24 protein-coding genes and 2 pseudogenes are annotated in these 24,869 nt (G+C 65.2%); 6 read left to right on the forward strand and 20 right to left on the reverse strand.

Annotation, left to right across the window (positions count from 1 at the left end):
• The first annotated feature begins 161 nt into the window (after positions 1–161).
• Entirely contained in the window at positions 162–1,868 is a 1,707-nt protein-coding gene (locus J2R76_RS16505) for a Na/Pi cotransporter family protein (RefSeq protein WP_253624194.1), read from the forward strand.
• A 49-nt stretch (positions 1,869–1,917) separates the two neighbouring features.
• Here J2R76_RS16505 and phnE (J2R76_RS16510) read toward each other — a convergent pair whose 3' ends face one another.
• The 4 genes from phnE (J2R76_RS16510) to phnC all read right to left on the reverse strand — a co-directional run bounded on the left by phnE (J2R76_RS16510) (position 1,918) and on the right by phnC (position 5,558).
• Positions 1,918–2,766 carry a phosphonate ABC transporter, permease protein PhnE gene (gene phnE / locus J2R76_RS16510; RefSeq protein ID WP_253624195.1) on the reverse strand — a complete coding sequence of 283 codons (849 nt, stop codon included), beginning with the start codon at positions 2,764–2,766 and terminating at the stop codon, positions 1,918–1,920.
• On the reverse strand, positions 2,763–3,647 hold the full coding sequence (gene phnE / locus J2R76_RS16515) for a phosphonate ABC transporter, permease protein PhnE (protein WP_057018813.1): 885 nt from the start codon (positions 3,645–3,647) through the stop codon (positions 2,763–2,765). Before phnE (J2R76_RS16515) ends, phnE (J2R76_RS16510) begins: the two co-directional genes overlap by 4 nt.
• Positions 3,648–3,730: 83 nt before the next feature.
• Positions 3,731–4,663 carry a phosphonate ABC transporter substrate-binding protein gene (gene phnD, locus J2R76_RS16520; RefSeq protein ID WP_253624196.1) on the reverse strand — a complete coding sequence of 311 codons (933 nt, stop codon included), beginning with the start codon at positions 4,661–4,663 and terminating at the stop codon, positions 3,731–3,733.
• A gap of 79 nt (positions 4,664–4,742) precedes the next feature.
• A complete protein-coding gene (gene phnC, locus J2R76_RS16525; protein ID WP_253624197.1) occupies positions 4,743–5,558 on the reverse strand; it encodes a phosphonate ABC transporter ATP-binding protein in 816 nt (271 codons plus the stop codon).
• A 211-nt stretch (positions 5,559–5,769) separates the two neighbouring features.
• Here phnC and J2R76_RS16530 point away from each other — a divergent pair.
• The 3 genes and pseudogenes from J2R76_RS16530 to J2R76_RS16540 all read left to right on the forward strand — a co-directional run bounded on the left by J2R76_RS16530 (position 5,770) and on the right by J2R76_RS16540 (position 8,299).
• Positions 5,770–6,431: pseudogene (locus J2R76_RS16530) on the forward strand (chloramphenicol acetyltransferase).
• Positions 6,428–7,600 carry an alpha-D-ribose 1-methylphosphonate 5-triphosphate diphosphatase gene (locus J2R76_RS16535; RefSeq protein WP_253624198.1) on the forward strand — a complete coding sequence of 391 codons (1,173 nt, stop codon included), beginning with the start codon at positions 6,428–6,430 and terminating at the stop codon, positions 7,598–7,600. Before J2R76_RS16530 ends, J2R76_RS16535 begins: the two are co-directional and overlap by 4 nt.
• A gap of 9 nt (positions 7,601–7,609) precedes the next feature.
• Positions 7,610–8,299 (forward strand): DUF1045 domain-containing protein, encoded by a 690-nt coding sequence (locus tag J2R76_RS16540; protein WP_076829018.1) that lies wholly within the window; start codon positions 7,610–7,612, stop codon positions 8,297–8,299.
• A 6-nt stretch (positions 8,300–8,305) separates the two neighbouring features.
• Here J2R76_RS16540 and hemC read toward each other — a convergent pair whose 3' ends face one another.
• From hemC to J2R76_RS16610, 14 genes are all read right to left on the reverse strand, one after another.
• Positions 8,306–9,316, reverse strand: coding sequence for a hydroxymethylbilane synthase (hemC, locus tag J2R76_RS16545; RefSeq protein ID WP_253624199.1), 1,011 nt, complete (start codon positions 9,314–9,316; stop codon positions 8,306–8,308).
• A 65-nt stretch (positions 9,317–9,381) separates the two neighbouring features.
• Complete coding sequence (gene pncA, locus J2R76_RS16550) at positions 9,382–10,002, reverse strand: bifunctional nicotinamidase/pyrazinamidase (protein ID WP_253624200.1); 621 nt, start codon at positions 10,000–10,002, stop codon at positions 9,382–9,384.
• On the reverse strand, positions 10,002–10,820 hold the full coding sequence (locus J2R76_RS16555) for an aspartate dehydrogenase (RefSeq protein WP_253626013.1): 819 nt from the start codon (positions 10,818–10,820) through the stop codon (positions 10,002–10,004). The genes pncA and J2R76_RS16555 overlap by 1 nt, the downstream gene beginning before the upstream one ends.
• On the reverse strand, positions 10,820–12,238 hold the full coding sequence (locus J2R76_RS16560; RefSeq protein WP_253624201.1) for a M20/M25/M40 family metallo-hydrolase: 1,419 nt from the start codon (positions 12,236–12,238) through the stop codon (positions 10,820–10,822). The genes J2R76_RS16555 and J2R76_RS16560 overlap by 1 nt, the downstream gene beginning before the upstream one ends.
• 130 nt (positions 12,239–12,368) lie before the next feature.
• Entirely contained in the window at positions 12,369–12,857 is a 489-nt protein-coding gene (locus tag J2R76_RS16565; protein ID WP_253624202.1) for a Rid family hydrolase, read from the reverse strand.
• A gap of 172 nt (positions 12,858–13,029) precedes the next feature.
• Positions 13,030–13,440 (reverse strand): cytochrome c, encoded by a 411-nt coding sequence (locus J2R76_RS16570; protein WP_244558863.1) that lies wholly within the window; start codon positions 13,438–13,440, stop codon positions 13,030–13,032.
• Positions 13,437–15,029 carry an NAD(P)/FAD-dependent oxidoreductase gene (locus J2R76_RS16575; protein WP_082653918.1) on the reverse strand — a complete coding sequence of 531 codons (1,593 nt, stop codon included), beginning with the start codon at positions 15,027–15,029 and terminating at the stop codon, positions 13,437–13,439. The genes J2R76_RS16570 and J2R76_RS16575 overlap by 4 nt, the downstream gene beginning before the upstream one ends.
• A gap of 124 nt (positions 15,030–15,153) precedes the next feature.
• Entirely contained in the window at positions 15,154–15,906 is a 753-nt protein-coding gene (locus tag J2R76_RS16580) for a hypothetical protein (RefSeq protein WP_057018823.1), read from the reverse strand.
• A gap of 298 nt (positions 15,907–16,204) precedes the next feature.
• Positions 16,205–16,630: a GFA family protein gene (locus J2R76_RS16585; RefSeq protein ID WP_076829027.1), complete on the reverse strand. Its 426-nt coding sequence runs from the start codon at positions 16,628–16,630 to the stop codon at positions 16,205–16,207.
• A 260-nt stretch (positions 16,631–16,890) separates the two neighbouring features.
• A protein-coding gene (locus J2R76_RS16590) for an IS5 family transposase (RefSeq protein ID WP_139481326.1) occupies positions 16,891–17,654 on the reverse strand; the annotation gives its coding sequence in 2 pieces (ribosomal slippage) (positions 16,891–17,316 and positions 17,319–17,654; 762 coding nt in all).
• A 69-nt stretch (positions 17,655–17,723) separates the two neighbouring features.
• A complete protein-coding gene (locus J2R76_RS16595; protein ID WP_141343109.1) occupies positions 17,724–18,941 on the reverse strand; it encodes an ABC transporter substrate-binding protein in 1,218 nt (405 codons plus the stop codon).
• A 233-nt stretch (positions 18,942–19,174) separates the two neighbouring features.
• On the reverse strand, positions 19,175–20,620 hold the full coding sequence (locus J2R76_RS16600; protein ID WP_253624203.1) for an amidase family protein: 1,446 nt from the start codon (positions 20,618–20,620) through the stop codon (positions 19,175–19,177).
• Positions 20,621–20,643: 23 nt separating this feature from the next.
• Positions 20,644–22,062: an amidase family protein gene (locus tag J2R76_RS16605; RefSeq protein WP_253624204.1), complete on the reverse strand. Its 1,419-nt coding sequence runs from the start codon at positions 22,060–22,062 to the stop codon at positions 20,644–20,646.
• A 44-nt stretch (positions 22,063–22,106) separates the two neighbouring features.
• A complete protein-coding gene (locus J2R76_RS16610) occupies positions 22,107–22,901 on the reverse strand; it encodes a FadR/GntR family transcriptional regulator (RefSeq protein ID WP_141343101.1) in 795 nt (264 codons plus the stop codon).
• 569 nt (positions 22,902–23,470) lie between these two features.
• On the opposite strand from J2R76_RS16610, the pseudogene J2R76_RS40955 reads away from it, so the two are divergent.
• Positions 23,471–23,812, forward strand: a pseudogene (locus J2R76_RS40955) (DUF4274 domain-containing protein); the annotation flags it as partial.
• Between the two features lie 46 nt (positions 23,813–23,858).
• Positions 23,859–24,029, forward strand: coding sequence for a hypothetical protein (locus tag J2R76_RS40960; protein WP_375166569.1), 171 nt, complete (start codon positions 23,859–23,861; stop codon positions 24,027–24,029).
• Between the two features lie 90 nt (positions 24,030–24,119).
• On the opposite strand, the gene J2R76_RS40645 is transcribed toward J2R76_RS40960, so the two are convergent.
• Together J2R76_RS40645 and J2R76_RS16620 are read right to left on the reverse strand one after the other, a co-directional pair.
• Positions 24,120–24,242, reverse strand: a complete 123-nt coding sequence (locus J2R76_RS40645; RefSeq protein ID WP_256520758.1) for a hypothetical protein — start codon at positions 24,240–24,242, stop codon at positions 24,120–24,122.
• 82 nt (positions 24,243–24,324) lie between these two features.
• Positions 24,325–24,834 carry a hypothetical protein gene (locus J2R76_RS16620; protein WP_253624206.1) on the reverse strand — a complete coding sequence of 170 codons (510 nt, stop codon included), beginning with the start codon at positions 24,832–24,834 and terminating at the stop codon, positions 24,325–24,327.
• Positions 24,835–24,869 lie beyond the last annotated feature (35 nt).

Consider the following 24,869-nt stretch of genomic DNA (forward strand, 5'->3'; position numbering starts at 1 on the left):
GCCGCAAGCCTGTGTGCCGCGCCCTTCTGAGTTCGACCCGTGCGACCAAAAAGCCGTCGCTTGATCCGCCGGATGGCGAATCCTCGTCTCCTGCTGACTTCAGGGCGCCGCTGCTTTAGGTTGATTGGTTCAATTGTCGGTGCACTGCGAAGAGAGCACGCATGTCGACGGCGATTTCGATCCTCGGTGGAGTTGGTTTTTTCCTGCTTGGCATGAGCGTCATGACCGCCGGCCTCAAGGGACTCGCCGGATCCAAATTGCGGACAGTCCTGAGCAAGGCAGCAGCAACCCCGCTATCCGGTGCGCTGTGGGGCGCCATCGTGACCTTGATCGTGCAATCGTCCAGCGCCACGACGATGACCACCATCGGTCTGGTAAGCGCGGGCGTGCTGACCTTTCCACAAGGGCTGGCCCTGGTGTTCGGTGCGAACGTCGGAACCACGGGAACCGGCTGGCTCGTTGCGCTGATCGGCGTTCGCGTCTCCCTCACGGCCGCGGCGCTCCCGATGATTTTCGTCGGCGCATTGATCAAGCTGTTGGGCCGTGGCCGTGTATCCGCAGCGGGAGCAGCCCTTGCGGGGTTCGCGCTGGTGCTGTTCGCGCTGACGACCCTGCAGCAGGGCATGGGAGGACTAGCCGAACGGTTGCACCCGGCGGACTTGCCGGCCGTTCTCGGCGCCACCTGGTGGGCCGGCTTGTACGGGGTGCTGGCGCTGGCCGTCGTCGGACTGGTGATGACCGCCGTGATGCAATCGTCGACCGCGGCTATCGCGGTGACGCTCTCGGCACACTATGCTGGAGCCATCGGCCTAGACCAGGCATGCGCACTGATCATTGGGCAGAACATCGGAACGGCGACCAGTTCCGCCATGGCGGCAATCGGCGCGAGCAGCACCGCCAAGCGATTGGCCTTGGCGTACATCCTGTTCAAGCTGATTGCGGCGGCTATTGCGCTGGTGCTCTTCCCCGTGACCATTCCCCTTCTGGTCCGCGCCTCAGACAGCATTGGTGGTGTAACGCTGCTTGCAGCTTATCACACCGCCTACAACGTCATCGGCGTCCTGGTGCTGCTGCCTGTGATCAATGGCTTTACCCGGTTCGTCGAGCGCATCCTGCCCGAACGAGGCTCACCGCTGACCAGGTGCCTGGATCCGGCAGCGCTCGCGACCCCGATCGCAACCGTCGAGGCAGTGCGACGCACGGTCGCGCGCGCGCTTGAAGCGATGTGCGGATCATTGGCGACAGCACTGTCAACAGCGAGTCAGGACGCCTCCGTCCCGGCGAGACAGAACACAGTGCCAGCGGGGGAAGCTGCCTCTGCCCTGCGCCAGGCGCAGGAGTTCATGTCAGAAGTAAGTGGACCTCCTGAATCGCAGAATGAGCAGCGGCGGCTCACCAGCACGGTACATGCACTTGACCACGCGTCTCGCCTGGCCGAAACCTTCGGCGAGGAAATCGAACTCGGTCGGCTCCCCAGCGGCTCCCAGGACATGCGCGCGGTGGAAATCTGCGTGGAGGCCATGCGTAGCGCGGCATCGCTCGCCGCTGAAGTCGCTGTCGTGCCCGACGCTTCCGATTCCGCCAGAAAGATCAAGCCGAGAACAGCGCCGACGCGGTCGCACCACCCAGGGAAGGCACTCGCCACAGCCGGGACATCGACCGAGCAGGCCCTTGCGCATCTGGAACACTGCGCGAAAGCACTCGGCGAAGTGCGGAGAGACCACCGCAAGGCCACGCTCGACTCTGTGGCGGATGGAACGACGATCGCGGACGACGCAATCGCTCGCGTCGATACCGTACGGCGCCTTGAAACGCTCACGCATCACGCCTGGCGCTCCCTCGCGCATCTTCACGGTCGCAGCGCATAGTGCGGTACAAAACTCGAGGCGCCCCGCAAGAGCAGGGCGAGGCAAGGTTCTACACCACGGCACGCTGGCCGATGATGGCAAAGCGCAGCTTGCTGGAGATGAAGTCGATCGCCGCGACCGCGATTAGGATCATCAGGATCAGGAACGATACCTTCTGCCATTCCAGCACACGGATCTGCTCGGCGAGCTGCAACCCAATGCCGCCGGCGCCGACGATGCCGATGATGGTGGCCGAACGGGTATTCGACTCGATGAAGTAGAGCACCTGCCCGGCGATCACGGGCAGCACCTGCGGCAGCAGGCCGAAGCGGATCTCGTGCAGCGCGTTGCCGCCGGACGCGCGGATGCCCTCGACCTGCTTGCGATCCGCCGCCTCGATCGCCTCCGAGAACAGCTTTCCAAACGCGCCGAAGTCCGACACCATGATCGCGAGCACGCCCGCGAACGGGCCGAGGCCGACGACGTTGATCCAGACCAGCGCCCAGATCAGCGTATCGACGCCGCGGATCGAGTCCAGGAAGCGGCGCACCGGAAAGCGGATCAGGTTCGAGGGGATGATGTTGCGCGCCGCCAGCAGGCTGACCGGGAGTGCCAAAACCGCGGCAAGCGTGGTGCCGAGCACCGCGATCGACAGCGTCTCGCCGAGCGCCTGCATGTAGAGCGGGAACGACGAGCCCGGATTCGGCGGGAGCATCAGCATCGTGATCCAGCCGAGCTGGCCGAGGCCCGCGATCAGCCTGGACGGCGAGAAATCGAGATCGACCAGTCCGAACACGAAGATCGCGAGCGCCGCCACGATCATGGCCGACATCGCCAGCCGTGCCGATGTGGGACGTTCGAAGACGTCGGGGTACTTCGCGCGCAGTTCCGCGGTGTCCGGCCTCGGCATCTGGCTCATCGACGGGTCTCCTTGCCGAACAGCCGGCCGCGCAGCCAGCCGGTCGAGATATCGATGATGAAGACGGTGACGATGATGGTGATGAGGATGGCGCTGACGTCGGAATAGTAGAACTTGCGGATCGCGACCACCAGCTCCTGGCCGATGCCGCCGGCGCCGACGAAGCCCATCACCGACGCCTCGCGGACGTTGATCTCGAAGCGCAGCAGCGCATAGCTGGCATAGCCGGCCGAGACCTGCGGCAGCACGGCAAAGCGCATGCAGGACAGCCAGCTCGCGCCGGTGGAGCGGATGCCCTCGACCGGCTTCATGTCGGCATTCTCGACGATCTCGGCGAACAGCTTGCCGAGCGCCCCGGTGGTGTGGATCGCGATCGCCAGCACGCCGGCCATCGGCCCGAGGCCGAACGCGATCACGAAGATCAGCGCGAACACGATGCCGGGGACGGTGCGGGCGAATTCCAGCAGGCGGCGGATCGTGAAACGTACCCACGGGCCCGGCGACGTATTCTGGGCCGCGAAGAAATTGAGCGCGAAGGCGAGCACGGCACCCGTCAGCGTGCCGACATAGCTGATCAGGATCGTCTCGCCGAGCATCTTCAGCCACTTATGCCAACCCCAGAACCATTCGGCGGGATCGGTCCAGACCCGCGCGCCGGAATCCAGCGTCAGGATGCGATCGAAATAGCTGACGAAATTGCCGAAATAGGTGAACAGCGTGCGCAGGTTCACTTCCGCGCCGAACGCCGCGATCACCAGCACCGCACAGAATGCCGCCGTTGCCAGCGCGGCCTTCAACCGCTTGCGTGCGACGGACTTGCGGTAGGCGTCCCCCAGCGTCGCCAATTGCTGCGCTGGAAGAATGGATACGGCGGTCGCCATCGACGCGTGCCAGTCCGGTTCGGAGTTGAGTGGAGAGAAAGAGCCGGGCTATACGCCCGACCCTCGTGACGTCAGGCGTGCGATCAGCTCGCCTTCTTTCGCAAACCGTCGACGAACTTGATCAGCTCGATGGTGCCGTCCCAATCCTTGGTGGTGGCGGGATGGAAGCCCTTCTTCTGACCGTCGGACAGACGGTCGAAGGCGGCCTTGTCCTTGGTCGGGGCGTCGAAGAAGGCCTTTGCGATCGCGGCCTTCAGGTCCTCCGGAAGATCGGTGTTGTACGCATAGGGGCCGTTGATGATCAGCGCCGACTTGTGGATGATGCGGAAATCATCCTTCTTCATCGCCGAGCCGTCGGCATTCTTCAGCATGCCCTTGGTCAGCATCTGGGCGAGCGTGGAATCATCCTCGTTGGTCCACTGGTTGGCGGCCACATCAACGGTTCCCTGCGACAGCGCCAGGACGGCGTTCTCGTGGCTGCCGGTGAACACGACCTTGCCGAAAAAGCCTTCGGCGTTCGCGATGCCCATCTTGTTGAGTTCGAAGCGCGGCACGTTGTTGCCGGACGTCGAGTTCGGATCGACCAGGCCGAGATTCTTGCCCTTCAGGTCCTCGACGGTCTTGTACGGGCTCGACGCCTTGACGAAGAACACCGAGTAATAGCCGGTCGAACCGTCGGCGTTCATATCGTTGGCGAACGCGTCGGTCTTGACGCCGGTCACGCGCGCGCGAGAGAACGAGGCCGAGCCGTAGCTGGCGATCTGGATGTTGCCGGCGCGCTGGCCTTCGATGACGGCCGCGTAGTCGTTGGCGATGCGCAGTGTGACCTTCACGCCGAGTTCCTTCGACAGATACGCCACGAACGGCGTCCAGCGCTCGGTGACGCCGGAGGCGTTCTCGGCCGGCACCACCGCGAAGGTGAGCTCCGGATACTTTGCCTTCCAGTCCTGCGCGGAGGCCGAACCGGCAAATGCCAGCGCGGCGGCGCCAGCCAGAATGATGCGACGAGTGAACATGACTACCCCTCTTTTGTTGTAGTTGCACCTGTTGGCCGGGCAAAATGCCCGGCCTCCCAGATTGAAAAATGCGCGACGCTCAGGCCGCGGCTGCGGTGCCGAGTGCCGGCGCAGTTGCATCGTCGGGCGCGGGCAGCGGTGCTGCGCCGATGACGTCATTGGCCTCGAGGTCATAGAGCTCGCGGGCGATATGGTCGGTGAGCGCCGCGGGGGCGCCATCGAACACCACGCGACCTGCGGCCATGCCGACCAGGCGGTCGCAATAGGTCCGCGCCAGGTCGAGCGAGTGCAGATTGCAAAGCACTGTGATGCCGAAATGCTTGTTGATGCGCAGCAGCGCGTCCATCACGATCTTGGTGTTGCGCGGATCGAGCGAGGCGATCGGCTCGTCGGCGAGAATGATGTCGGGCTCCTGCACCAGCGCGCGGGCGATCGCGACGCGTTGCTGCTGGCCGCCGGAGAGCTGGTCGGCGCGCTGTGCCGCCAGCTGGGCGATGTCGAATTGCTCGAGCGCCGACAGTGCGAGCGCCCTGTCCTGCTCCGGCCAGACCTGCGCCAGCGAGCGCCATGACGGAATTTGGGCCAGTCGGCCCATCAGCACGTTGGTCAGCACATCAAGGCGGCCGACCAGATTGAACTGCTGGAAGATCATCGCCGAGCGCGCGCGCCACCGCCGCAGTTCCTTGCCGCGCAACGCGGTGACGTCGGTGCCCTCGAACAGGATACGGCCGGAGGTCGGATCGGCGAGACAGTTGATCATCCGCAGCAGCGTCGACTTGCCGGCGCCGGAGCGGCCGATCACGCCGACAAAGCTGCCCGGCGCGATCGAAAAGGACGCGTTGTCGACTGCGGCTTTCGTGCCGAAACGGCACGTCAAACCTTCCACCACCAGCATGTAATGCTCCAACCGCGCCTCGTTGGGCCATCGCTATCCCCGGCGTTTTACAGTTATGTGACGACAGCGCTGCGGTGCGGCGATCGTCCACACCCCTCCCTTGTCGCTCCCTTGCCGTCATCGCAACGTCATGATGTTGTCATCAAGCATCCCGATGACGAGCGCGCATCCCCCGGAAGCCCAAGATTCTTGAAGATTTGCGGAGGCCCTGATGGCCGGAAAAACACTCTCGGTTGTGCCGACCGTCGACCCGACCGCGTCGGTCCGTGAGAGCAAGCTCGGCAAATATACCGAGGTCGGCGCGCGCACGATCCTGCTTGAAGTGACCATGGATGACTATTCCTACGTCGTGAACGACAGCCAGATCACCTACACCTCGATCGGCAAGTTCTGCTCGAAGCGATGACCCGCATCAACCCCGGCAACCACCCGATGCATCGCGCGACTCAGGCGCATTTCACCTACCGCGCCAGCGCGTATTTCCCCGGAGAGAGCGACGACACCGACTTCTTCAACTGGCGACGTGCGCATCACGTGCATATCGGCCATGACGTCTGGATCGGTCATGGTGCGATCCTGTTACCAGGACGGAACGTCGGAACCGGCGCCGTCGTCGCCGCCGGCGCGATCGTGACCAAGGACGTTCCCGGCTACACCATCGTGGCCGGTAATCCGGCGCGGCCGGTGAAGCGGCGCTTCTCCGAGACGATCGCCGACCGCCTCGCCGCGCTCGCATGGTGGGACTGGGATCACGAGACGCTCCGCCGCGTCCTGCCCGACTTTCGCAAGCTCGCGGTCGAGGAATTCCTCGACAAGCATGAGGCCAAGGCCGTATCCCAATCACAAGCCAAACAACGGAGCGCCGCATCGTGACGGACATTTTCATCGAGGGCGGGCGCACGCTGGTTGACGGCGCCTTGGTCGAGACCTCGCTGCGGACCGCTGGTCGCGACATCGGCGCGCTCGACGCCGAGCAGGGTCGCGCCGCGCTTCACATCGATGCTAGTGGCCTCCTGGTGCTGCCCGGCATCATCGACCTGCATGGCGATGCGTTCGAGCGGCAGATGATGCCGCGCCCCGGCGTCGACTTCCCGACCGACGTGGCGCTGATCGACAGCGACCGGCAGGCGATCGCCAACGGCATCACCACCGTGTTCCACGGCACGACCTGGTCGTGGGAGCCCGGCCTGCGCAGCGCGGAGAATGCGCGCAAGCTGCTCGATGCGATCGAGGCGCTGCGGCCGCACCTCGCCGCCGACACCCGCTTCCACCTGCGCCACGAGACCCACAATCTCGAGGCCGAGGCCGAGATCATTCAATGGCTCAGTGAAGGCCGCATCGACCTGTTCGCCTTCAACGACCACAGCAACGTCAAGCCGAAGAAGCGCAACCAGCTGGCCGAGCGCACCGGGCTCTCCGTCGAGGCCGTCAACGACATGCTCGACCGGATCGTGGCGCGTCGCCCCGAGGTGCCGGCCTCGATAGCGCGACTGGCCGCTGCCGCGCGCGCGGCCGATATCCGCATGCTCTCGCACGACGACAACAGCCCGGCGATGCGCCAGGAGTTTCGCGCGCTCGGCGCCACGATCGCCGAATTCCCTGTCAACGAGGAGACCGCGCGCGACGCCGCCGCGGCGGGCGATTTCATCGTGTTCGGCGCGCCCAATGTGGTGCGCGGCGGCAGCCATACCGGCTGGACCAAGGCATCCGACATGATCGCACAGGGCCTCTGCTCGGTGCTGGCGTCGGACTATTACTATCCGGCGCAGCTGCTCGCGGCGTTCCGCCTCGCCGACGACGGCATCCTGCCGCTCGCCAGGGCCTGGGACCTGATCTCGTCGGCGGCGGCCCGCGCGGCCGGGCTCGCCGATCGCGGCGTGCTCGCCGCGGGCCGCCGTGCCGACATCATCGTCGTCGACGACAAGGTGCCGCTGCGGCCGCGCATCGTCGCCGTGATAGCGGCCGGACGGCTGGTGCACCTGGCGGACGCGAGCTGCCTCGTTCATTCGCTCGCGCCGCGCAAGACGGTTGCGGCGGCGTAGCCCAGTCCCATGGCCAGCACTCCGCGCTACGCGATCTATTATGCGCCGTCACCCGACAGCGTCCTGCACCGCTTCGGTTCGACACTGCTCGGTTACGATGCGGTGTCGGGCGACGACCTGCCGTTTCCCGAAGGCGTCACGCCGGACTGGCGCGAGATCACCGAAGATCCGCGCAAGTATGGATTCCACGCCACGCTGAAAGCGCCCACCGCGCTCGCCGACGGTCGAAGCGAGGCCGAGCTTCTCGATGCCTGTGCCGCCTTCGCCGGCCGCGCGCGGCGCATTCCGGTGATCGAACCGGTGGTCGATGCGATCAGCGGCTTCATCGCGGTGATCCCGGCCAGCCGCTCGGATGATCTGCAGCAGCTTGCCGCCGATTGCGTCACCGAATTCGACGCGTTCCGCGCGCCGCTGACGCCGGAAGATCGCGCGCGCCGCAGGCCAGAGAAACTCACCGCGCGGCAGTGCGACTATCTCGACCGCTGGGGCTATCCCTACGTCATGGAGGAGTTCCGCTTCCACATGACGCTGACAGGGCGGCTGAGCGACGAGCGGCGCGGCCCGATCGTGGCGCAGCTGCGCTCACGGTTCGCGGCGATCGACCTCGCGCGGCTCGCAATCGACCGCATCGCGCTGTTCAAGCAGACCGACAGCGCATCGCGCTTCCGCATCATCGGCAGCTGGCCGTTGCGGGCGTAGCGCGCGCTATTCCTCCGCCCGGGTGCGGGCGATGATCTCGGCGGCGCCCTTCTCCAGCAGCTCCATGCCCACGGCGCGGCCGAGTTCGCGCGGCCGGTCCGCGGGTCCGCGCCGCGTCACCTCGATGAAGCCGGCGCCGGCCTCGTCGAGCACGGAGGCGCGCAGCGTCATCTCGGCTCCCGCGAGCGTGGCGTGGCCCGCGATCGGCGAATTGCAATGACCGTTGAGCACCCACAGCACCTCGCGCTCGGCCTCGGCCGCAAGCCGCGACTGCACGTTGTCGATCCCGGCAAGCCGCGCACGCGTCGCCCAGTCGGTCTCGACGCATTCCACCGCGACAATGCCCTGGCCGACCGCCGGCAGCATCTCGCCGACCGAGAAATCATGCGCGATGCGCGCGGTCATGCCGATGCGCTCCAGGCCCGAGCGCGCCATCACCAGCGCATCCGCCGGCCCCACGTCGCCGCCGCCGGGCAGCCGCTGCTTGTCGCCGCGATCGAGCTTGGCCACGCGCGTGTCGGCGGCGCCGCGATAATGGATCACGGTCGCTTCCGGAAACAGCCGGCGCAGATAGGCGGCGCGGCGCACGGCGTTGGTGCCGATCATGAAGCCCTTGCCGCGCGCGGCGCGCAGCGTTTCCAGCGACAGGCCGGGACGCAGCACGAGGCTGTCATTGGCGGCATCGCGCGCCAGCATCGCGGCGATGACAAGACCCGGCGTCTCCTCGTTGCCCGGCACGTCCTTCAGCGAATGCATCGCCGCCTGCAAGGTGCCGGCACGCATGGCTTCGCGGATCTCGGCGACGAAGGCGCCGCCCTTGCCGCCATGACGCAACAGCTTGCTGGTCTGGTCCTGGTCGCCGCGGGTCTCGAACTTGACGATGTCGACGGCAAGGTCCGGCGCCGAAGCGCGCAGCAGGCGTGCGACCTCATCCGTCTGCGCGAGCGCCATCGCGCTCTTGCGCGTCCCAATCCGCAAAACCTGTCCCGACACGAAAGCTCCGCTGCGCGTGATCATCAACGGCTGGGGATTAGAACAAAAAGCCAGTCAAAACAACGGTTTTTGCCCCCCTTTGGCGATGCTCAGACGAGCTCCTCGACAAGCTCCACCCCGGCCTTGCGCATCGCCGCGGTCGCGACGGCAAGCGAACCGCCGAGATCGATGGCGCGGCAGCCCGCCAGCACCACCGTGGTCTCGAAACCGAGCCGGCGCGCATCGAGCGCCGAATACTGCACGCAATAGTCCGTGGCGAGCCCCGCCATCACGACGCGCCTGAGGCCGCGCTCGCGCAGATAGCCGGCGAGCCCGGTCGGCGTCTTGCGGTCGTTCTCGAAAAACGCCGAATAGGAATCGATCGCGGCCCGGAACCCCTTGCGGATCACGAGCTGGGCCCGCTCGGTGGCGAGATCGGGATGAAACGCGGCGCCGGCCGTACCCTGGATGCAATGATCCGGCCACAGCGTCTGCGGCCCATACGGCATGGCGATCTCGGAGAACGGCGCCGCGCCCGGATGCGAGGTCGCAAACGAGCTGTGGCCCGCCGGGTGCCAGTCCTGGGTCAGCACGACATGGTCGAACCGGCCGGCCAACCGGTTGACGACCGGCACGACGGCATCGCCGTCCGCGACCGCCAGCGCGCCGCCGGGGCAGAAATCGTTCTGCACGTCGATGACCAGGAACAGATCGTCGGGCGCAATCTTCATCAGGTGCCTATCCGCAATGACGCGCGCAGCTTGCGCAGGCAGGCGATCACCGACAGCGAGGTGATGCGGCCGGTCTTCGGGTTCTCTGAGGGAATGTTCTCGATCATCATCGAGAACCGCGCGGAATCGGAATCGACCTCGATCCGGTGGGTGTTGCGGGTCACGGTCGGATCCGCCCATATCTCGACCCTCGTGCGGTCGGGGCCGATGCCGGCCAGCGACAGCGCCACCGCGACGTTAAGGTTGGCCGGAAAACCCTTTGCGGCGTCGCGCGCACTGCCCTCGAAGATGCGCAGCGGCTCGGTGATGCCTTCGATCCGGATGTTGTTCTCGACCAGATGCGGCGCGCCGACGAGGCCCGCGACCGGCTTGCGCGTCACCAGCCTCGCCGAATGAATGGTCCCGATCGCCGCGGCGGTCACCGCATCGAGCCCGATCAGCGCGCCGGTCGGCACGATGATCTGGCCGCCATGGGCCTTCGCGAGATCGACGAGGTCCTCGTTCTGCAGCAGCGCGCCGACGCTGAGCACGACCGCGGTCTTGCCGCGCTCGACCACCGGCGCCACGATCGAACGGACCAGTTTGCTCGGCGCGCATTCGACCACGATGTCGGCAATCTCGGCCAGCTGCTCGATCGGCACCAGCTTCGGCGCAGACTTGAGCTCCGCCACCCAGCCGCGATGCTTGTCCGGGCTGTTCGCCGACACCGCAACCAGCGCGAGGCCCTCGATGCCCTGATCGAGCGCCTTGACGACGTCGGTGCCGATCGCGCCGAGGCCGGCGACCGCAACCCGTGTCCTTGTCTTGCTGTCAGCCATCATTTCCCGCCGGCGAGCATCTTGACCAGGCGATAGAGATACTCCTCGCCCTCGTAGAACGACTTGACGAGCACGCGCTCGTCCTTGCCATGGATACGGTTGTCGTCGACATCGGCGGCCAGCCCGGAGTGGCCATAGGTCGGAATCCCCGCGTTACGCAGATAGCTGCCGTCGGTCGCGCCGGTGCTCATGACCGGAACGATCGACGCATCCGGCCAGAACTCCTTCGACAGCTTCTCGATCGAACCCATGATCTCCTCGTTGAGGGGCGACGGCGGGCTCAGCACGGCCTTGCCGGTCGGAGCCACCGCGATCTCCTTGTCGGCGAGCACGCGCTCGATCGTCGCCTGCACGCCCTCGAGCGGCTCGCCGGGCAGGATCCGGCAGTTCACCTTGGCGGTCGCCAGCTGCGGCAGCGCGTTGATGGCGTGGCCGCCCTCCAGCATGGTCGCAACGCAGGTGGTGCGGAGCTGCGCATTATAGCCCGGATTCTCCGACAATCGCGCCAGCGCCGCCGGGTCGGGCTGCGGCGCCAAAATGGCCTTGATATCGTCGGCATGCGACGTGTCGACCTCGGCGGTCTTGGTGAAATAGATTCGCGTGGTCTCGTTGAGATTCATCGGGAAGTCGTATTTGGAGAGTCGCACCAGGCCTTCGGCGAGGTGATAGATCGCATTGTCCTTGCGCGGCAGCGACGAGTGGCCGCCGCGATCCTTCACCGTGAGCTGGTAGCCGATCGAGACCTTCTCGCTGGTCTGCACGCTGTTGCGGATCGCCTTGCCGTTCTTGAGGCCGACGCCGCCGCCTTCATTGAGCGCGAACTCGGCATCGATCAGGTCGCGGTGGTTCTTGATCAGCCACTGCATGCCGAGGCCGTTGGCATCGAGGATCTCCTCGTCGGTCTCGAGCGCCACAATGATGTCGCGATCGGGCTTGTAGCCCTCCTTCTTGTAGCGGATCAGATTGGTGATGAATGCGGACGCCATGTATTTGTCGTCGCTGGAGCCGCGGCCGTAAAAATAGCCGTCCTGCTCGGTGAGCTTGAACGGATCGACCGACCAGTCCTCGCGGTTGGCGGGGACGACGTCGATATGGGCGACCAGGAGGATCGGCTTGCGCGCGCCGGAACCGCGCAGCCGCGCCACCAGATTGCCCTTGTGCGGCGCCGGCGAGAACACGTGCACGTCGGCCTCGGGGAAGCCCGCCGCGCGGAGCCGCGCGCCCATCGCCTCCGCCGCCTTCTGGGTATCGCCGGTCGCGGTGGTCGTGTTGATCTCGACCAGCTCCTGGTAGATGCCGCGGGCGAATTGCTGCTGCTCGGTCAGCCCCTGCGCCGCGGCGCCGGTTGCCAGCAGCGCCGGACCAAGCGCTGCCGCGAGCCGCAGCGATCGAACCGTGTCTCTAGCCTTGTGCGACATCGTACTCTCCCAGAATTCCGCCGCCTGATCGGAGACGAATTCAGACAGGCGACACGCGCTTTGGCAAGACGGCGAGCCCTTCAATTTCCGCGCGCATGCTCCGCGGTTTCGCGCACGCTATTTGCAGTCCTTATTTCGAGTCCTTGGCCGCGATCACCTCGATCTCGACCAGGAATCCGGGATTGGCGAGCGCGGCGACGCCGACCACCGAGCGCGCCGGCAGGTTCGGCTGGCTGCCGCCGAAGAACTGGGTGTAGCCCTCCATGAAGGCCTTGAAGTCCATCGGCGCGGATGCGTTGTGCACCAGGAATACCTGCATCTTGACGACGTCGCCCATGCCAAGGCCCTGGCCTTCCAGAATGGCCTTGATGCGGTTGAGCACGCCGACGGTCTGCGTCTTGGTATCGCCATAGGCCTGCGGGCTCGACGGATCGGCGTCCTTGTTGATCGCCGGCGGCACCTGGCCGCTGACGTAGACGGTCGTGGTGTTGCCGGTGACGGTCACGGCCTGCGCGATCGGGAAGGTCGAGTTGGGAATCGGATGCCTGACCACGTCAGCCGAGGCAGCGGTCGCCATCGCGGATAGCGCGGCGCCCAGTGTGATAGTTGCTAATCTCATGATTTCTCCATTACTCGATAGAAGTTCGTGCGGCACACATCGTTCATTTCGTCATTCCGGGGCGCGCGCAGCGCGAACCCGGAATCTCGAAGTTGCGGAACTCCGAGTACATCACCTCTGGATTCCGGGTTCGCGGGCCTTGCCCACGCCCCGGAATGACGGAACGGCGCCTCTAGCGGCGGGCGTCCTGGACATCCTTGGTCGTCACCGCGTCCTCATAGTTGTTGCTGAAGTGCGTCCGCAGATAATTCACAACGGCGGCGATCTGACCATCGGTCATCATGTCGCCGAACGCCGGCATGCCGCGGCGGCCGTTAATGACCAGGAAGACCGGATAGCTGCCGGCCTCGAGATTCTTGTTGCCGGCCAGCGACGGGTAGCTGCCCGCCCCGCTGGCGCCCGTCGCATCCGGCATGTGGCAGCCCTGGCACACATTGGCGAACAGCTCCTCGCCGGTCATCTCGACGAAGCGGTAGCCCGAAGAGAAGGTGCGCTTGCCCGCGCCGCTGTCCTGCCCAAGGGCTGCCGTCGCCCACAGCAGCGCCAGTCCAGCGACGACGGATGTTGCGGTCCGCATCATCATGTCTTCACCACGCGTTCGTGCAGCCGGGAGATGACGTCGAGCGCGGACAGGATGGCGCCCTCCTGCCAGGCCGGCAGCTGCGAGGCGTGCTCGCCCGCCAGCACGATACGGCCGTCGATCTGGCAGAGATTGCGGTAATGCTGCGCGCGGGTGGCTTCGGTCCATTCGCCGGCGCAGCCGAGCGTGAACGGCACGCGATGCCAGGCCACCGCGACGCCGTTCTCGAATTCGTTCCTGTACTGCGGATGGATCGCGGCGCCGAACTCGACCGCGCTGGCGACCCGCTCGGCCGGCGTCATCGCGGTGAACTCGAACGAATTGGCACCGCCATACATATAGGCGCCGAGCAGGATGCCGCGGCCGCCGCGGTTGAAGCCATAGTTCGGGTAGGCGATTTGCCGGATCGGCAGGTCGGTGTAGCTGATGCCGCCATAGATCGCGTCATCCTCCTCCCAGAACCGCCGCTTGAACTGCAGGCCGATCTTCACCGAGGCTGCATAGGGCACGGAGTCGATCGCACTCTTCATCGGCGCGCTGACATCGACCGGCAACTGGCTCAGGATCGGCAACGGGATGGTGCAGATGCACCAGTCGGCGGTGGCCTGCTGCACCGTCGATGGACTGGCGGTGTCGACATAGCTCACGGTGACGCCGGAGCCGTTCTGCTGGATCTGCGTCACCTTGGCGCCATAGCGGATGAGATCGCCGACCTCGCGCGCGAACGCCTTGCCGATCATGTCCATGCCGCCGACCGGCTGGAACATGGTGGTCTGGAAATCGTAGCGCGCAAAGGTCTGCAGATAGCGCCACATCCGCGACCGCAGCAGCTCCTGCAGCGGGATCGGCTCGCTGGGCAGCGGATCGCCCATCAGGCCGCCGCCGGGATCGCGCGCATAACCGCGGAACTCGGCCGACACGAGGTTGGCATTGTACTTGTAGTCGCGATCCAGCGCGCCCCAGTCGCGCAGCGACTGCAGCAGGATCTCCTGATCTTCCTTGCCGACGGTCTCGTCGAGCCGGCCCTGCTGGGTGATCTTTGCGAGCAGCTCCGAAACCCCGCCCTGGAAATCCGCCTTGATGCTGCGAAAGCGCTGCGGCTTGCCGCTGAATGCACGCGTCGCGTGCAGATAGGCGTTGTGATTGAGCTGGATGAAGGGTTCCAGCGTCACATTGAGCCGGCGGCAGTAGTCGAGCAGCGCACGGTGATGATAGGGAATCCGCCACGGGCCGGGATTGAGATAGAGCCCCTGCTCGAACTGGCTGGTCTGCCTGAAGCCGCCGAGCTCGACAAAACTGTCGCCGCCGCGGATCGACCAGTTGCGGCCGCCGGCGCGGCTGTTGAATTCGAGGATCTGGACCTTGTAGCCGGCCTTGCGCAGCTCCAGCGCCGCCGTCATGCCGGCAAGCCCCGCGCCGAGAATCAGCACCGAGGCGCCCTTCACATCGCCTGCGAGCTTCAGCGGCCCCTTGTAGGCGGATTCGGACGCGAAGCCGAGGCTCGTCATCGCGTGATACATCGCCGAACTGCCGGCAATGGTGCCAATCAGCGCCAGCAGATCACGCCGCCTGATCACAGATTCGTTCTGCACCCGCGCTCACCCAGCCGCTGACGTCGATGGCGAAGGGAAACGGTTGACGCGATCCGTGTCAAGAAAGGGCGCACGCTTCCACATGCACCCACACGCGCTTTTGATGCATCACGCGACCGCCACGTCACACCACGCGCTCGCGATGCACGCGCCGGCAATCCATTTCGAAGTCGAGGCCAACCACCGGCGGCCGGTCGAAATGCCAGGTCAAGCCGTTGCGCAGCACGCCGCGGCGGCCGAGCTCGCTTTCGAGCACCGGATAGGCGTCGTGCACAGTGTAGAGCTGCACCGCGGTGGTGTCCTGCCAACGGCCGCCGAACGCGCTCATCCGGCGTTCCATCTCGTCGGCCACGAATTTCGCCTTCGCCAGCAGGCCGGCCGGGCTGGTGTCGCCGAGGGCTACGGTATGATCGCGATAATTGGCCTTGCCCTCGACCGACTCGCCGCTGCCGGCGACGACAAAGCTGGCTGGTTCGTCCATGGCGGCCGGCACCGTGTAGCAGAAGGCGTGGAAGCTCGGCTCACCGGGCGGATCGAGCTTCGGACAGACATTGCTGCGCGCCACCGGATTGACGCCGTCCCGCATCGCACCCCAGGCCACGAGCGTCTTGATGTAGATCTCGTTGAAGGCCCTGAACCCGTCCTCGGTGAACGGCGCCGGGGAACGCAGTTCGCAGGCGCCAAATGACGTCAGCGGACGACCCGCCGCTTTGATGATGTCGGCAATCCTTGCAAAACCCGCGCCCAACGGCACCGGTTCAGAGAACCTGACGCGCTCGATGGCAAAGCCGGGCAGCGCAGCGATGCCGCAGGAATACTGGCTGACGCCGGGCATGAAGCGGTAGCCGCCGTCGGAAGCCTCGATGGTGTTGGTCATGGTGCCTCGTGAACACGGTGATGGGGCCGTCGCGATGACGCCTCGCTTGATTTCACCACAGCTGTCGTCCCTGCGAAAGCAGAGACCCATACTCCGCGGCCGAGGTTGTTAAAGGGACTCGTCATTTCGGCGTCGTGAAACAATGACGATCGGTGGTTATGGGTCCCTGCTCCCGTGCGCAATTGCGCACTAGGCAGGGACGACACTGAACTTGTTGCACGACCACCGGTGGAAGGGCTCCCTTCCCTCTCACCGTCGTCCCGCGACGAGCCGGGCGGTCGTCGGCCGACAGCGATCGTCAGTCGGCCGGGATGAAGTGGAGTGTGCCTGCCCGGCGCGTCGGCTTGCCGGTGTCGTTCGTATGATTGACGCCGTCCATCACAGGCACCTCGGGGAAGTCGAACGGGCTTACACCATCCAGGCAGGCCACGTTGACGGCATACAGGTTCTGGTTCGATCGCCGTTGATGATGGGTGTAGATCCCGCAGCGCGAACAGAAGAAGTGCTGCACCGATCCGGTATGGAAGCGGTAGCTTGTTAGCGCATCCTCGCCGTGCAGGATCTTGATCCCGCCCATTTCGGCCATGGCAACGACGGCGCCCCGCATCCGGCAGTAAGAGCAGGTGCAGCGGCGGATCGAATTGAAGCCGTCGCTGAGCGTCACCTCGAAACGCACCGCGCCGCAATGGCACTGGCCAGCCCGAACACCCATGTCGCCCGTCATGTTGCTGCGTCTCCTGTCCAGATCGCCTCTGCGCCCGGTCTGGCCGGGCGGACGAGAAGGTCTCAGCGACGTCAACGCGCAGCAAGCCCGCAGTTCGCGGGGAACCGCGCAGGAGCATGATCTGCCAACTGAGACTGATCTCAATCCGAACGTATCGTCAGGATCGGCGCCGGACAACCGATCAAAACTCGCGCATGATAGGAGAAAAACTCACGCGAGGGCTCGATGCAAATTTCTGAAGGGCTAGGTGGTGTGGACATTTATCGCATCCATAAGACGATGGCTGCGAGAGTAACGACGGCCAGGTAATTTCGGGCGGTCTTTTCGAAGCGGGTTGCGACGCGGCGGAACTGCTTGAGTTTTGAGAAGCAGCATTCGACGAGATGACGCTGGGCATAGAGATGCTTGTCCAGCGGATATTTGAGCGCACGTGACGGGTTGTTGGGGATGACGGCGAGCGCGCCTTTGGCAGCGATCGCCTGGCGCAAGTGATCGGCGTCATAAGCCGTATCCGCCATGACGACCTGGGCAGGTAATCCCTCGATCAATTCGGCGGCTTGCGGTACGTCGCTCTTCTGACCTGCGGTGAGCTTGAACCGTACGGGACATCCCAGGCCGCGAACGGCCATATGTATCTTGGTGCTCAGGCCACCGCGCGAGCGACCGATCGCCTGATCTTCAGACCCCCTTTTTTCGCCCCAGCGGCGTGCTGGTGCGCCCGGACGATGGTGGAGTCGACGATCAGATACTCGAAGTCCGGATCACCGGACATCGCTTCGAATATGCGCCACCAGACCCCCTTGATGCTCCATCGACTGAAGCGCCGAAACACGCTGTTCCAGTCTCCAAACACCTCCGGAAGATCACGCCAGGGAGAGCCAGTGCGCACGATCCAAAGTACGCCCTCCACAAACATCCGGTTGTCCCGTCCGGTCGAACCCTTCTGGTCAGGCCGGCCGATGATCAGCGGCGCCATCCGCTCCCATGTCGCGTCGCTCAATACCAAGCGGTCCATCACACCCAAGGCGGCCTCCCCAAAAGCAGCCTTGAATCTGATTTGCGCCTAAAAGGGAATCCTTAGAGTCCACACCACCTAGTGCGACTTGGCAACGTAGGGGCAGCCGCCCTCATCGAGCGGACGGAAGGCCTGGTCGCCCGGCACCGTCGCGAGATACTCGTAGAGGTCCCACTTGCTCTTGGACTCTTCCGGCTTCTTGATGCGCATCAGATACATGTCGTGCACCATCCGGCCGTCCTCGCGCACGAGGCCGTTCTGGGCAAAGAAATCATTGACCGGGGTCTTGCGCATCTGCGCGATCACGGTCTCCGAATCGACCGAGTTGGTGGCGGCAACTGCCTTGAAGTAGTGCCGGAGCGCCGAGTTGACGCCGGCCTGATAGGCGGTCGGCATCGCCCCGTGCCGCTTGAAGAACTCCTGGGCGAACACGCGCGTCTCCGGCGTGCGATCCCAATAGAAGGAATCGGTGAACAGCAGATCGTGCGCATGCGCGAGGCCAAGCGCGGGCACGTCGGTGAGCGTCACCTGCAGCGCGACGACCTGCATGCTGGCGCGGATATTGAACTCGTCGGCCTGCGACACCGCGTTGCGGAAGTCGGAACCGGCATTGGCAAGCGCCAGGATCTTGGCGCCGGAGGACTGGGCCTGCAGCAGGAACGACGAGAAATCGGCGGTATCGAAGGGATGGCGGACCGCGCCCAGCACCTTGCCGCCGGCCGATGTCACGGCCTTGCTGGCATCGCGCTCCAGCGCCTGGCCGAACGCATAATCCGCCGTCAGGAAGAACCAGGGCGTGCCGCCGCGCGCAACCACGGCCTTCGCCGTCGCGTTCGAGGAGGCATAGGTGTCATAAGTCCACTGCACGCTCGTCGGCGAGCATTGCTTGCCGGTGAGATCGGACGAGCCCGAGCCCGAGATCAGAAACAGCTTCTTGCGTTCGCGCGTCACGGTCTGGATCGCGAGCGCCACCGCGGAATTGACGCCTTCGGCGATCACGTCGACACCCTTGTTGTCGATCCAGTTGCGCACGATGCCGGTCGCCACATCAGGCTTGTTCTGGTGATCCGCCGAAATGATCTCGATCTTGCGTCCGGCGACCGTGCCACCGATTTCCTCCGCGGCCATCTGCGCCGCGATCACCGATCCCGGGCCATTGCCGTCGGAATATTGCCCGCTCATGTCGGTGATGATGCCGACCCGCAGCACGCCATCCTCCGCTCGGGCAGCGCCGGCCGCAAATGAGAGACACACGGCAATTGCGACCAGGACATGCGAGCGTTTCGTGATGGACATTTCGTTCCCAGGGGTTTCGACGTTTCGGACGATCTCCTGAAGCAATCAGGGATCGCCGACAACCCCGTCGCCGGCATGGCGCTCTGCGATTCCGCTCAGAAATTCCGGGAGAAGGAACACAGCTGGACCCCGGCACGCTCGCATTTCCGATCATGCGAACGCCGCGACGAAATTTCGCCGCGGCGCGCGTTGAATCATACGAATGGATAATGCGTGGTGGCGTCGAGATCGCCTCAGCGCCGCTGCCACAATTGCCGTGCCAGAACGCCGGCCTTGCGTTCGATCGCCTCGGCGGCGTCGAGACACATGTCCTCGCGATAGCGCGAGCCGACGATCTGGACGCCGACCGGCAATCCCTCATCGAGACCCACCGGCACCACGGCCGCCGGCAGCCCCAGAACGTTCATCGACGAAATGAAGCGCAGGTCGTTCCAGAACAAATCCTTGACGCGCTGATCGCCGCCGAGATCGGCGTTGACCTCCGGCGTCTTGCGCACGGTGGTCGGCATCACGACCAGCGGATACTGCTCGAGGAACGTCATCCAGTTCCGGATATGGCGCGAGCGCTCGGCGATCGCCTTCATGTAGCCGGCCTGGTCGAGCGGGTTGGCCAGCGCCATGAAGCCGCGGAACGTCTTCTGGAAGTCGGCGCTGGTGGTCGCCAGCATCTGGTCCTGCTGCAACACGCGGGTCTCGGTCATGATCAGGTCGCACCAGAGCTGCCAGACCTTGTTGAGGTCGGGGACCTCGACCTCGCTGACCGCATAGCCGGCATCGGCGAGATGATCCGCCGCCTTGCGCTGGAGCGCAATCACGCTGCGATCGGTCGCCATGTCCTCGGGGATCTTTGCGAGCGCGACCTTGATCGGCCCGGCCGGCTTCGGCCCCGTCAGCGGCGCCGGCACATACCAGGGATCGCGTGGGTCGCGCTGCGCCATCACCTCGAGGCCGAGGCGCACGTCGGCGACGTGGCGCGCCAGCGGCCCTTGCGACGACATGAACTGCGCCATCAGCGGCCGTTCTACCGTGGCGCTGGGATTGAACGCCGGGATGCGGCCCTGGGTCGGCTTGATGGTGGCGATTCCGTTGCAATGCGCCGGCCAGCGCAGCGAGCCGCCGATGTCGTTGCCATGCGCGATGGTGCCGATGCCGGCCGCGATCGACGCGCCGGCGCCGCCCGACGATCCGCCGCAGGTCACGTCGGCATTCCAGGGATTGCGCGTCAGGCCATGCAGCGGGTTGTCGGTGAAGCCGCGCAGCGAGAACTCCGGCGTGTTGGTGAGGCCGATGATGACGGCGCCGGCCTTTCTGAGATTGGCCGTCACCGGCGAGTCGCCCGGCGCGATGTTGTCCTTGAATGCCACCACGCCGTTCGAATTGGCCTGGCCCTCGACGTCGATGTTGATCTTGATCGTGACCGGCACGCCGTGCAGCGGCCCGACGGCGCCGCCTCCGCGCTTGCTCGCGGCCAGCGCCTCGTCCGCGGCCTTCGCCGCCTGCATCGCAGACGCGCCGAGATCGACCACGACGGCGTTGAGCGCCGGATTGGCGTCCTGCATGCGGTCGAGATGGGCGCGAACCACCTCCTCCGACGTCACTTGGTTGTTTCGGATCGCCGCGGCCGTGTCGACGGCGGACCAGTGCCAGATCGGTGCATTCGTCACGTGATGTTCTCCCATGATGTTCAGTGCTTGTTGTTGGTTCAGTCTCGCGGGTCGATCGGCGTCAGCTTTGATGCACGCGCCTCGATCAGCTCGGCCACTGCGAGACAGACGTCTTCCCGGAAGCGGCCGGCGATCACCTGCACGCCGACCGGCACGCCCTCGGCGGTCCCGGTCGGTACGACGACCGACGGAAAGCCGAGCGCGGGCACCGCAAGCAGCGGCCGCTGCGCGTCGAGCAGCGCGCGGACCACCGCCGCGTCTTCCTGATCCTGATCGAAACGGAACGGCAGTTGCGCCGAGACCGGCAGGATGATGACGGGATAGCGCTCCTGGAACAGCTGCCAGGCCCGCACGATCGCCAGCCGCTGCTCGAAGCAGGCGAGCACCTGATCGCCGTCGAGCTCGGGCGCGTAGGCGATATGGCACTCGAGATTGTAGCGGCTCCGATCGTCGCCGAACTTGCGGATCATCGGCGCCAGCACGCGCCGCTCCTCATTGATGACGAGGCGATGCCAGAGATCGGCCGCCTCCGCGAGCCGCGGCGGCACGGTCTCCTCCACGGCAAAGCCGGCCTCCGCGAGCCAGCGTCCGGCAGCGCGCACCGCCGCGCTCACCTCCGGCGCCTCGTCGCCGAACGGCGCGGGCGCGACCGCGACACCGATCGGACGCTTGAGCGGCGCACCTTGCAGGGGCACCGGCAGCCATGTGCCGTCGCGCGCGTCCGCCTGGGCCATCGCGGCAAGGCCGAGCCCGAGATCGGCGACCGAGCGGGCCAGCGGCCCCTGCACCGACATCATCTGCGCGGTGATCGGACGATCGCTGGTTGCCGACGGATTGAACGCCGGAATCCGCCCCGGCGTCGGACGCAGGCCGGCGACGCCGCAGGCGTAAGCCGGATAGCGGATCGAGCCGCCGAAATCATTGCCATGCGCGATCGCGCCCATCCCGGAGGCGACGGCCGATGCGGCGCCGCCGCTGGAGCCGCCCGGCGTCAGCCGACGGCTCCACGGATTGTAGGTCGCGCCGTGCAGATCGTTGTTGGTGAACCAGCGGTGCGAAAAGGCCGGCGTGTTGGTGCGCCCGACAATGACCGCGCCCGCCTTGCGAAGACTCGCGACCACCGGGCTGTCCTCGGTGGCGATCACCTCGCGGAAGGCCACGACGCCATTGGTGGTGGCGCAGCCGCGCTGGTCGACATTGACCTTGATCGTGACCGGCACGCCATGCAGCGCGCCGAGTTCCGCGCCAGACTTCACCGCGGCATCCGCCGCGTCCGCGGCAACCAGCGCTTCGTCGCCGAGCACAGCGACAATGGCGTTCAATGCCGGATTGACCTCGGCGATGCGATCGAGGCTGGATCGCACGGCTTCCCGGCTGGAAATCGCGCGCGTCGCGATCGCACGCGCCAGATCGACGGCCGACCAGCTCCACAACTCATTCTCGCGCCGCGTGTCCATTGTCGTTTTCTCCAGGGCGTGATGCAGCAGTCCACCGATGCGGTTCAATCGAGCCGCAACGGCTGATGAAACACGGGCAGATCGATGCGCCGGTCTTCCGCGGGAACGACCACCGCTTCGGCGCTCAGCACATGATCGAGCATCACGCGCCGGGCGCGCGCGGCATTGCCGGAGCGGAACGCGGCCATCAGACGCTTGTGAAACTCGATATTCTCGCAGGTGAAGCTGGATGCGAATTCCTGCACGCCGAGCTTGCCGATCAGATGCCTGATGGCCTCGTTGACGAACCGGCACACCAGGCCGAGCAGCGGGTTGGGACAGGCCTCGATCAGGATGTCGTGGAAATCGATCTCGGCGTGGCGATGATGTTCCCAATCGGCATCGCCACGGGGATGATGCTCCTGGACCGCGATCGCCTTTTCCAGTGCTGCGAAATGCTCCGCCGTGAGGTGGCCGACCACGCTGAAGGCGAGCTCCGGCTCGATCAGCCGGCGGATCTGGTAGATTTGCGCGGTAGAGACCGACTGGAAGTAGAAGTAGTTGCTGAGCAGGCCGACGATCCGGTTGATCGACACCGGCGCCACCCGCGCGCCGCCGCCGGGTCCGGTGGTGTTCTGCACCAGCCCCTGCACCTCCAGGGACTTGAGCGCCTCGCGGATGGTCGAGCGGCTGCAGCCGAACATCTCGATCAGCTCGCCCTCCTGCGGCAGCCGGTCGCTCGGCTGCAAGCCGGCCTGGAAGATGTGGCTGCGGATCAGGTCGGCGACGGCGTCCGAGCGCTTGCGCTTGATCGAGGCGCGGCGCGAAGGGTCGAGGGACGGGAGAGCCGATTTATCCATTTTATGATCATAAATAGGTCCGGCACGGTATGGCAAGACGTTTCCGCCGGCCGCCCGGGCGACATCGGTCAATACTCCCGTTCCAGGAACGCAGAAATCGACGCTGCGGACTCAGGATCGATCAACATCTGATGCCTAGAATGCCACGGCAAATTCCAATGAGGCCGGCATGACAGGCGACGAAGTTCGAGATCAGGCTCAATCCGGTGGCGGCGTGGGACTGTCCGACGAAAACCTTGCGCTCCACCGAAGCGCCATCCAGAGCCGCATTACGTTTCAAGGCCTTGCGACCCCGGCCATTCGAGGGGCTGTCGTGGGACTACTTCCTCGCGGATGTCGAGCTGGAAGCGCGCGCTGCGCGCATCGGGATGCGCGACACGACCATCGGGTCGTACTGCGACACCATACAGTTGCTGCCTGCGGCCGCGATCGTCCGCCTGGATGCAGCGCTTTCCGTCTACTTCCTGCCTCCCGAGCCCGAGAGCGAGGCTCACGTCGATTACCTCTTGCGACCGCTGGACGCCGCGACGGCAAAGCGGATGCGGCAGCGTCGGCATGCCGTTCACGCCATGCAGGCCGTGGCGCAACAGCAGGAAGAGGCCAAAAAAAAAGCGGCTGCGCCGGACGAAGAACTCAAGTCGCAATATTGGCCGTGTCCGCATGCGGCGCTGAGTACCGAGCCCGACAACTTCCTGCTCTGGATCAAGGATCAGACGCCCGACACCTGGCACGTCATCGTCGACAGCTGGGATCACAACAGCGACGATCGGGATAGCGTGATCGAATGGATCTTCGAGCAGCCGAACTGCGACCTCGGCACGGCCGCGCAATACTTTTTCATCGCGGCATTGGGGCTCGCCAACGAGGAGCCGGCGCAACTCAGTTCCGGCTATCGGCGCAAATGGCATCTCATGAAGCGCGTGGCCGACAACTGGCAACGCGGGCATTATCTGCGCAATGAATTGCAGCCCTCAGTTCAGCCGTCCGACGTCCAATACTACGACGAGTTGGTGGCGCGCCGGGAGGCCAGTGGTCGTCCGCTGCCGTGGACAGTGCCCGGACCGAAACTGCGCCGGTTTGGCGGACGGCAGGCGAATTCAGCGTATTTCTACGAGGACTGCCATTTGAGGCTGGGCTTTACGGCTTGGAAACAGCAGCGCGAGCAATTCGGGTGCGGCAGGGACTTTCCGCGCTGTTGCCAAGAATGATCACGCCTCCTCAATTCGACAGGCGCTGCGCCTCGAGGCCGCGGCTGTAACGCGACATCGCAAAGCAGAACACGAAGTAGATCACGCCGACGAACAGCGTACCCCCCGGTCGCTTGGCATCGCCCCGTGGCAAAGCGCCTACGCGGTCAAAGGGTCGACCGGACGCTGGACGATGGTGATGACGAGGAGCCCGCGGAACCGAGGCGGCGTCTCGCTTAAAGCGGACTATGGTTCACGGTGTGGCGCATCTGGCGACAAAAGCCCTCCACGAACTGCGCGAGCGCCTCGAAATTGACCAGCAGCCTTTCGGCCTGCTCCCGGTCAACCGATCCAAGGGCAAACGATTCCGCCAGACGCCGCTGGCGATCTGCGCGATCCCGGCACGCTGCGGCCCTGCTTTCGGCAAACTCCAGTTGCTCGTGTCGGCGGCCGAGCTTGTCTTCTTCCTCAAGCAGCCGCTTGTTGAGCATCGATCTCGTGTTGGTTGGAACGTCCGGGCGCTTCAGCAGATCCAGATAGTGGTCGATGTTTGCGCGCGCGGTATACTCGTTCACGTATGTGCCTCCCGCCAGTCGCAGTCTCGGTCGGCGAGGCTTGGCTTCAACATTCAGGAGTTGCTCGATCTCCGCCAGGAGTTGGCGAAGCTCATCGGTCGAAAACCCTTGCAGGGCATCGTGGACCTGGTTTCGGGTACTCTCGGGATAGGAGGCGTTGTCTTCGGCCATTGGCGTACGGCAAAAATCAAGGTAACGCCCTGTCC

Source organism: Bradyrhizobium sp. USDA 4532, assembly GCF_024171315.1.
In the GTDB taxonomy this organism is placed as follows: domain Bacteria; phylum Pseudomonadota; class Alphaproteobacteria; order Rhizobiales; family Xanthobacteraceae; genus Bradyrhizobium; species Bradyrhizobium australafricanum.

Bases quoted from the DNA above. Each gene is read 5' to 3' on its own strand.
- J2R76_RS16565 (WP_253624202.1), bottom strand. From the start codon at position 12,857: ATGAGATTAGCAACTATCACACTGGGCGCCGCGCTATCCGCGATGGCG.
- J2R76_RS40960 (WP_375166569.1), top strand. From the start codon at position 23,859: ATGAATTGCAGCCCTCAGTTCAGCCGTCCGACGTCCAATACTACGACG.
- J2R76_RS16605 (WP_253624204.1), bottom strand. From the start codon at position 22,062: ATGGACACGCGGCGCGAGAATGAGTTGTGGAGCTGGTCGGCCGTCGAT.
- phnE (WP_253624195.1), bottom strand. From the start codon at position 2,766: ATGAGCCAGATGCCGAGGCCGGACACCGCGGAACTGCGCGCGAAGTAC.
- J2R76_RS16585 (WP_076829027.1), bottom strand. From the start codon at position 16,630: ATGACGGGCGACATGGGTGTTCGGGCTGGCCAGTGCCATTGCGGCGCG.
- hemC (WP_253624199.1), bottom strand. From the start codon at position 9,316: ATGATCACGCGCAGCGGAGCTTTCGTGTCGGGACAGGTTTTGCGGATT.
- J2R76_RS16600 (WP_253624203.1), bottom strand. From the start codon at position 20,620: ATGGGAGAACATCACGTGACGAATGCACCGATCTGGCACTGGTCCGCC.
- J2R76_RS16505 (WP_253624194.1), top strand. From the start codon at position 162: ATGTCGACGGCGATTTCGATCCTCGGTGGAGTTGGTTTTTTCCTGCTT.
- phnD (WP_253624196.1), bottom strand. From the start codon at position 4,663: ATGTTCACTCGTCGCATCATTCTGGCTGGCGCCGCCGCGCTGGCATTT.
- J2R76_RS16560 (WP_253624201.1), bottom strand. From the start codon at position 12,238: ATGTCGCACAAGGCTAGAGACACGGTTCGATCGCTGCGGCTCGCGGCA.
- J2R76_RS16610 (WP_141343101.1), bottom strand. From the start codon at position 22,901: ATGGATAAATCGGCTCTCCCGTCCCTCGACCCTTCGCGCCGCGCCTCG.
- J2R76_RS16555 (WP_253626013.1), bottom strand. From the start codon at position 10,820: ATGGCTGACAGCAAGACAAGGACACGGGTTGCGGTCGCCGGCCTCGGC.
- phnE (WP_057018813.1), bottom strand. From the start codon at position 3,647: ATGGCGACCGCCGTATCCATTCTTCCAGCGCAGCAATTGGCGACGCTG.
- phnC (WP_253624197.1), bottom strand. From the start codon at position 5,558: ATGCTGGTGGTGGAAGGTTTGACGTGCCGTTTCGGCACGAAAGCCGCA.
- J2R76_RS16570 (WP_244558863.1), bottom strand. From the start codon at position 13,440: ATGATGATGCGGACCGCAACATCCGTCGTCGCTGGACTGGCGCTGCTG.
- J2R76_RS16620 (WP_253624206.1), bottom strand. From the start codon at position 24,834: ATGGCCGAAGACAACGCCTCCTATCCCGAGAGTACCCGAAACCAGGTC.
- J2R76_RS16580 (WP_057018823.1), bottom strand. From the start codon at position 15,906: ATGACCAACACCATCGAGGCTTCCGACGGCGGCTACCGCTTCATGCCC.
- pncA (WP_253624200.1), bottom strand. From the start codon at position 10,002: ATGAAGATTGCGCCCGACGATCTGTTCCTGGTCATCGACGTGCAGAAC.
- J2R76_RS16540 (WP_076829018.1), top strand. From the start codon at position 7,610: ATGGCCAGCACTCCGCGCTACGCGATCTATTATGCGCCGTCACCCGAC.
- J2R76_RS16595 (WP_141343109.1), bottom strand. From the start codon at position 18,941: ATGTCCATCACGAAACGCTCGCATGTCCTGGTCGCAATTGCCGTGTGT.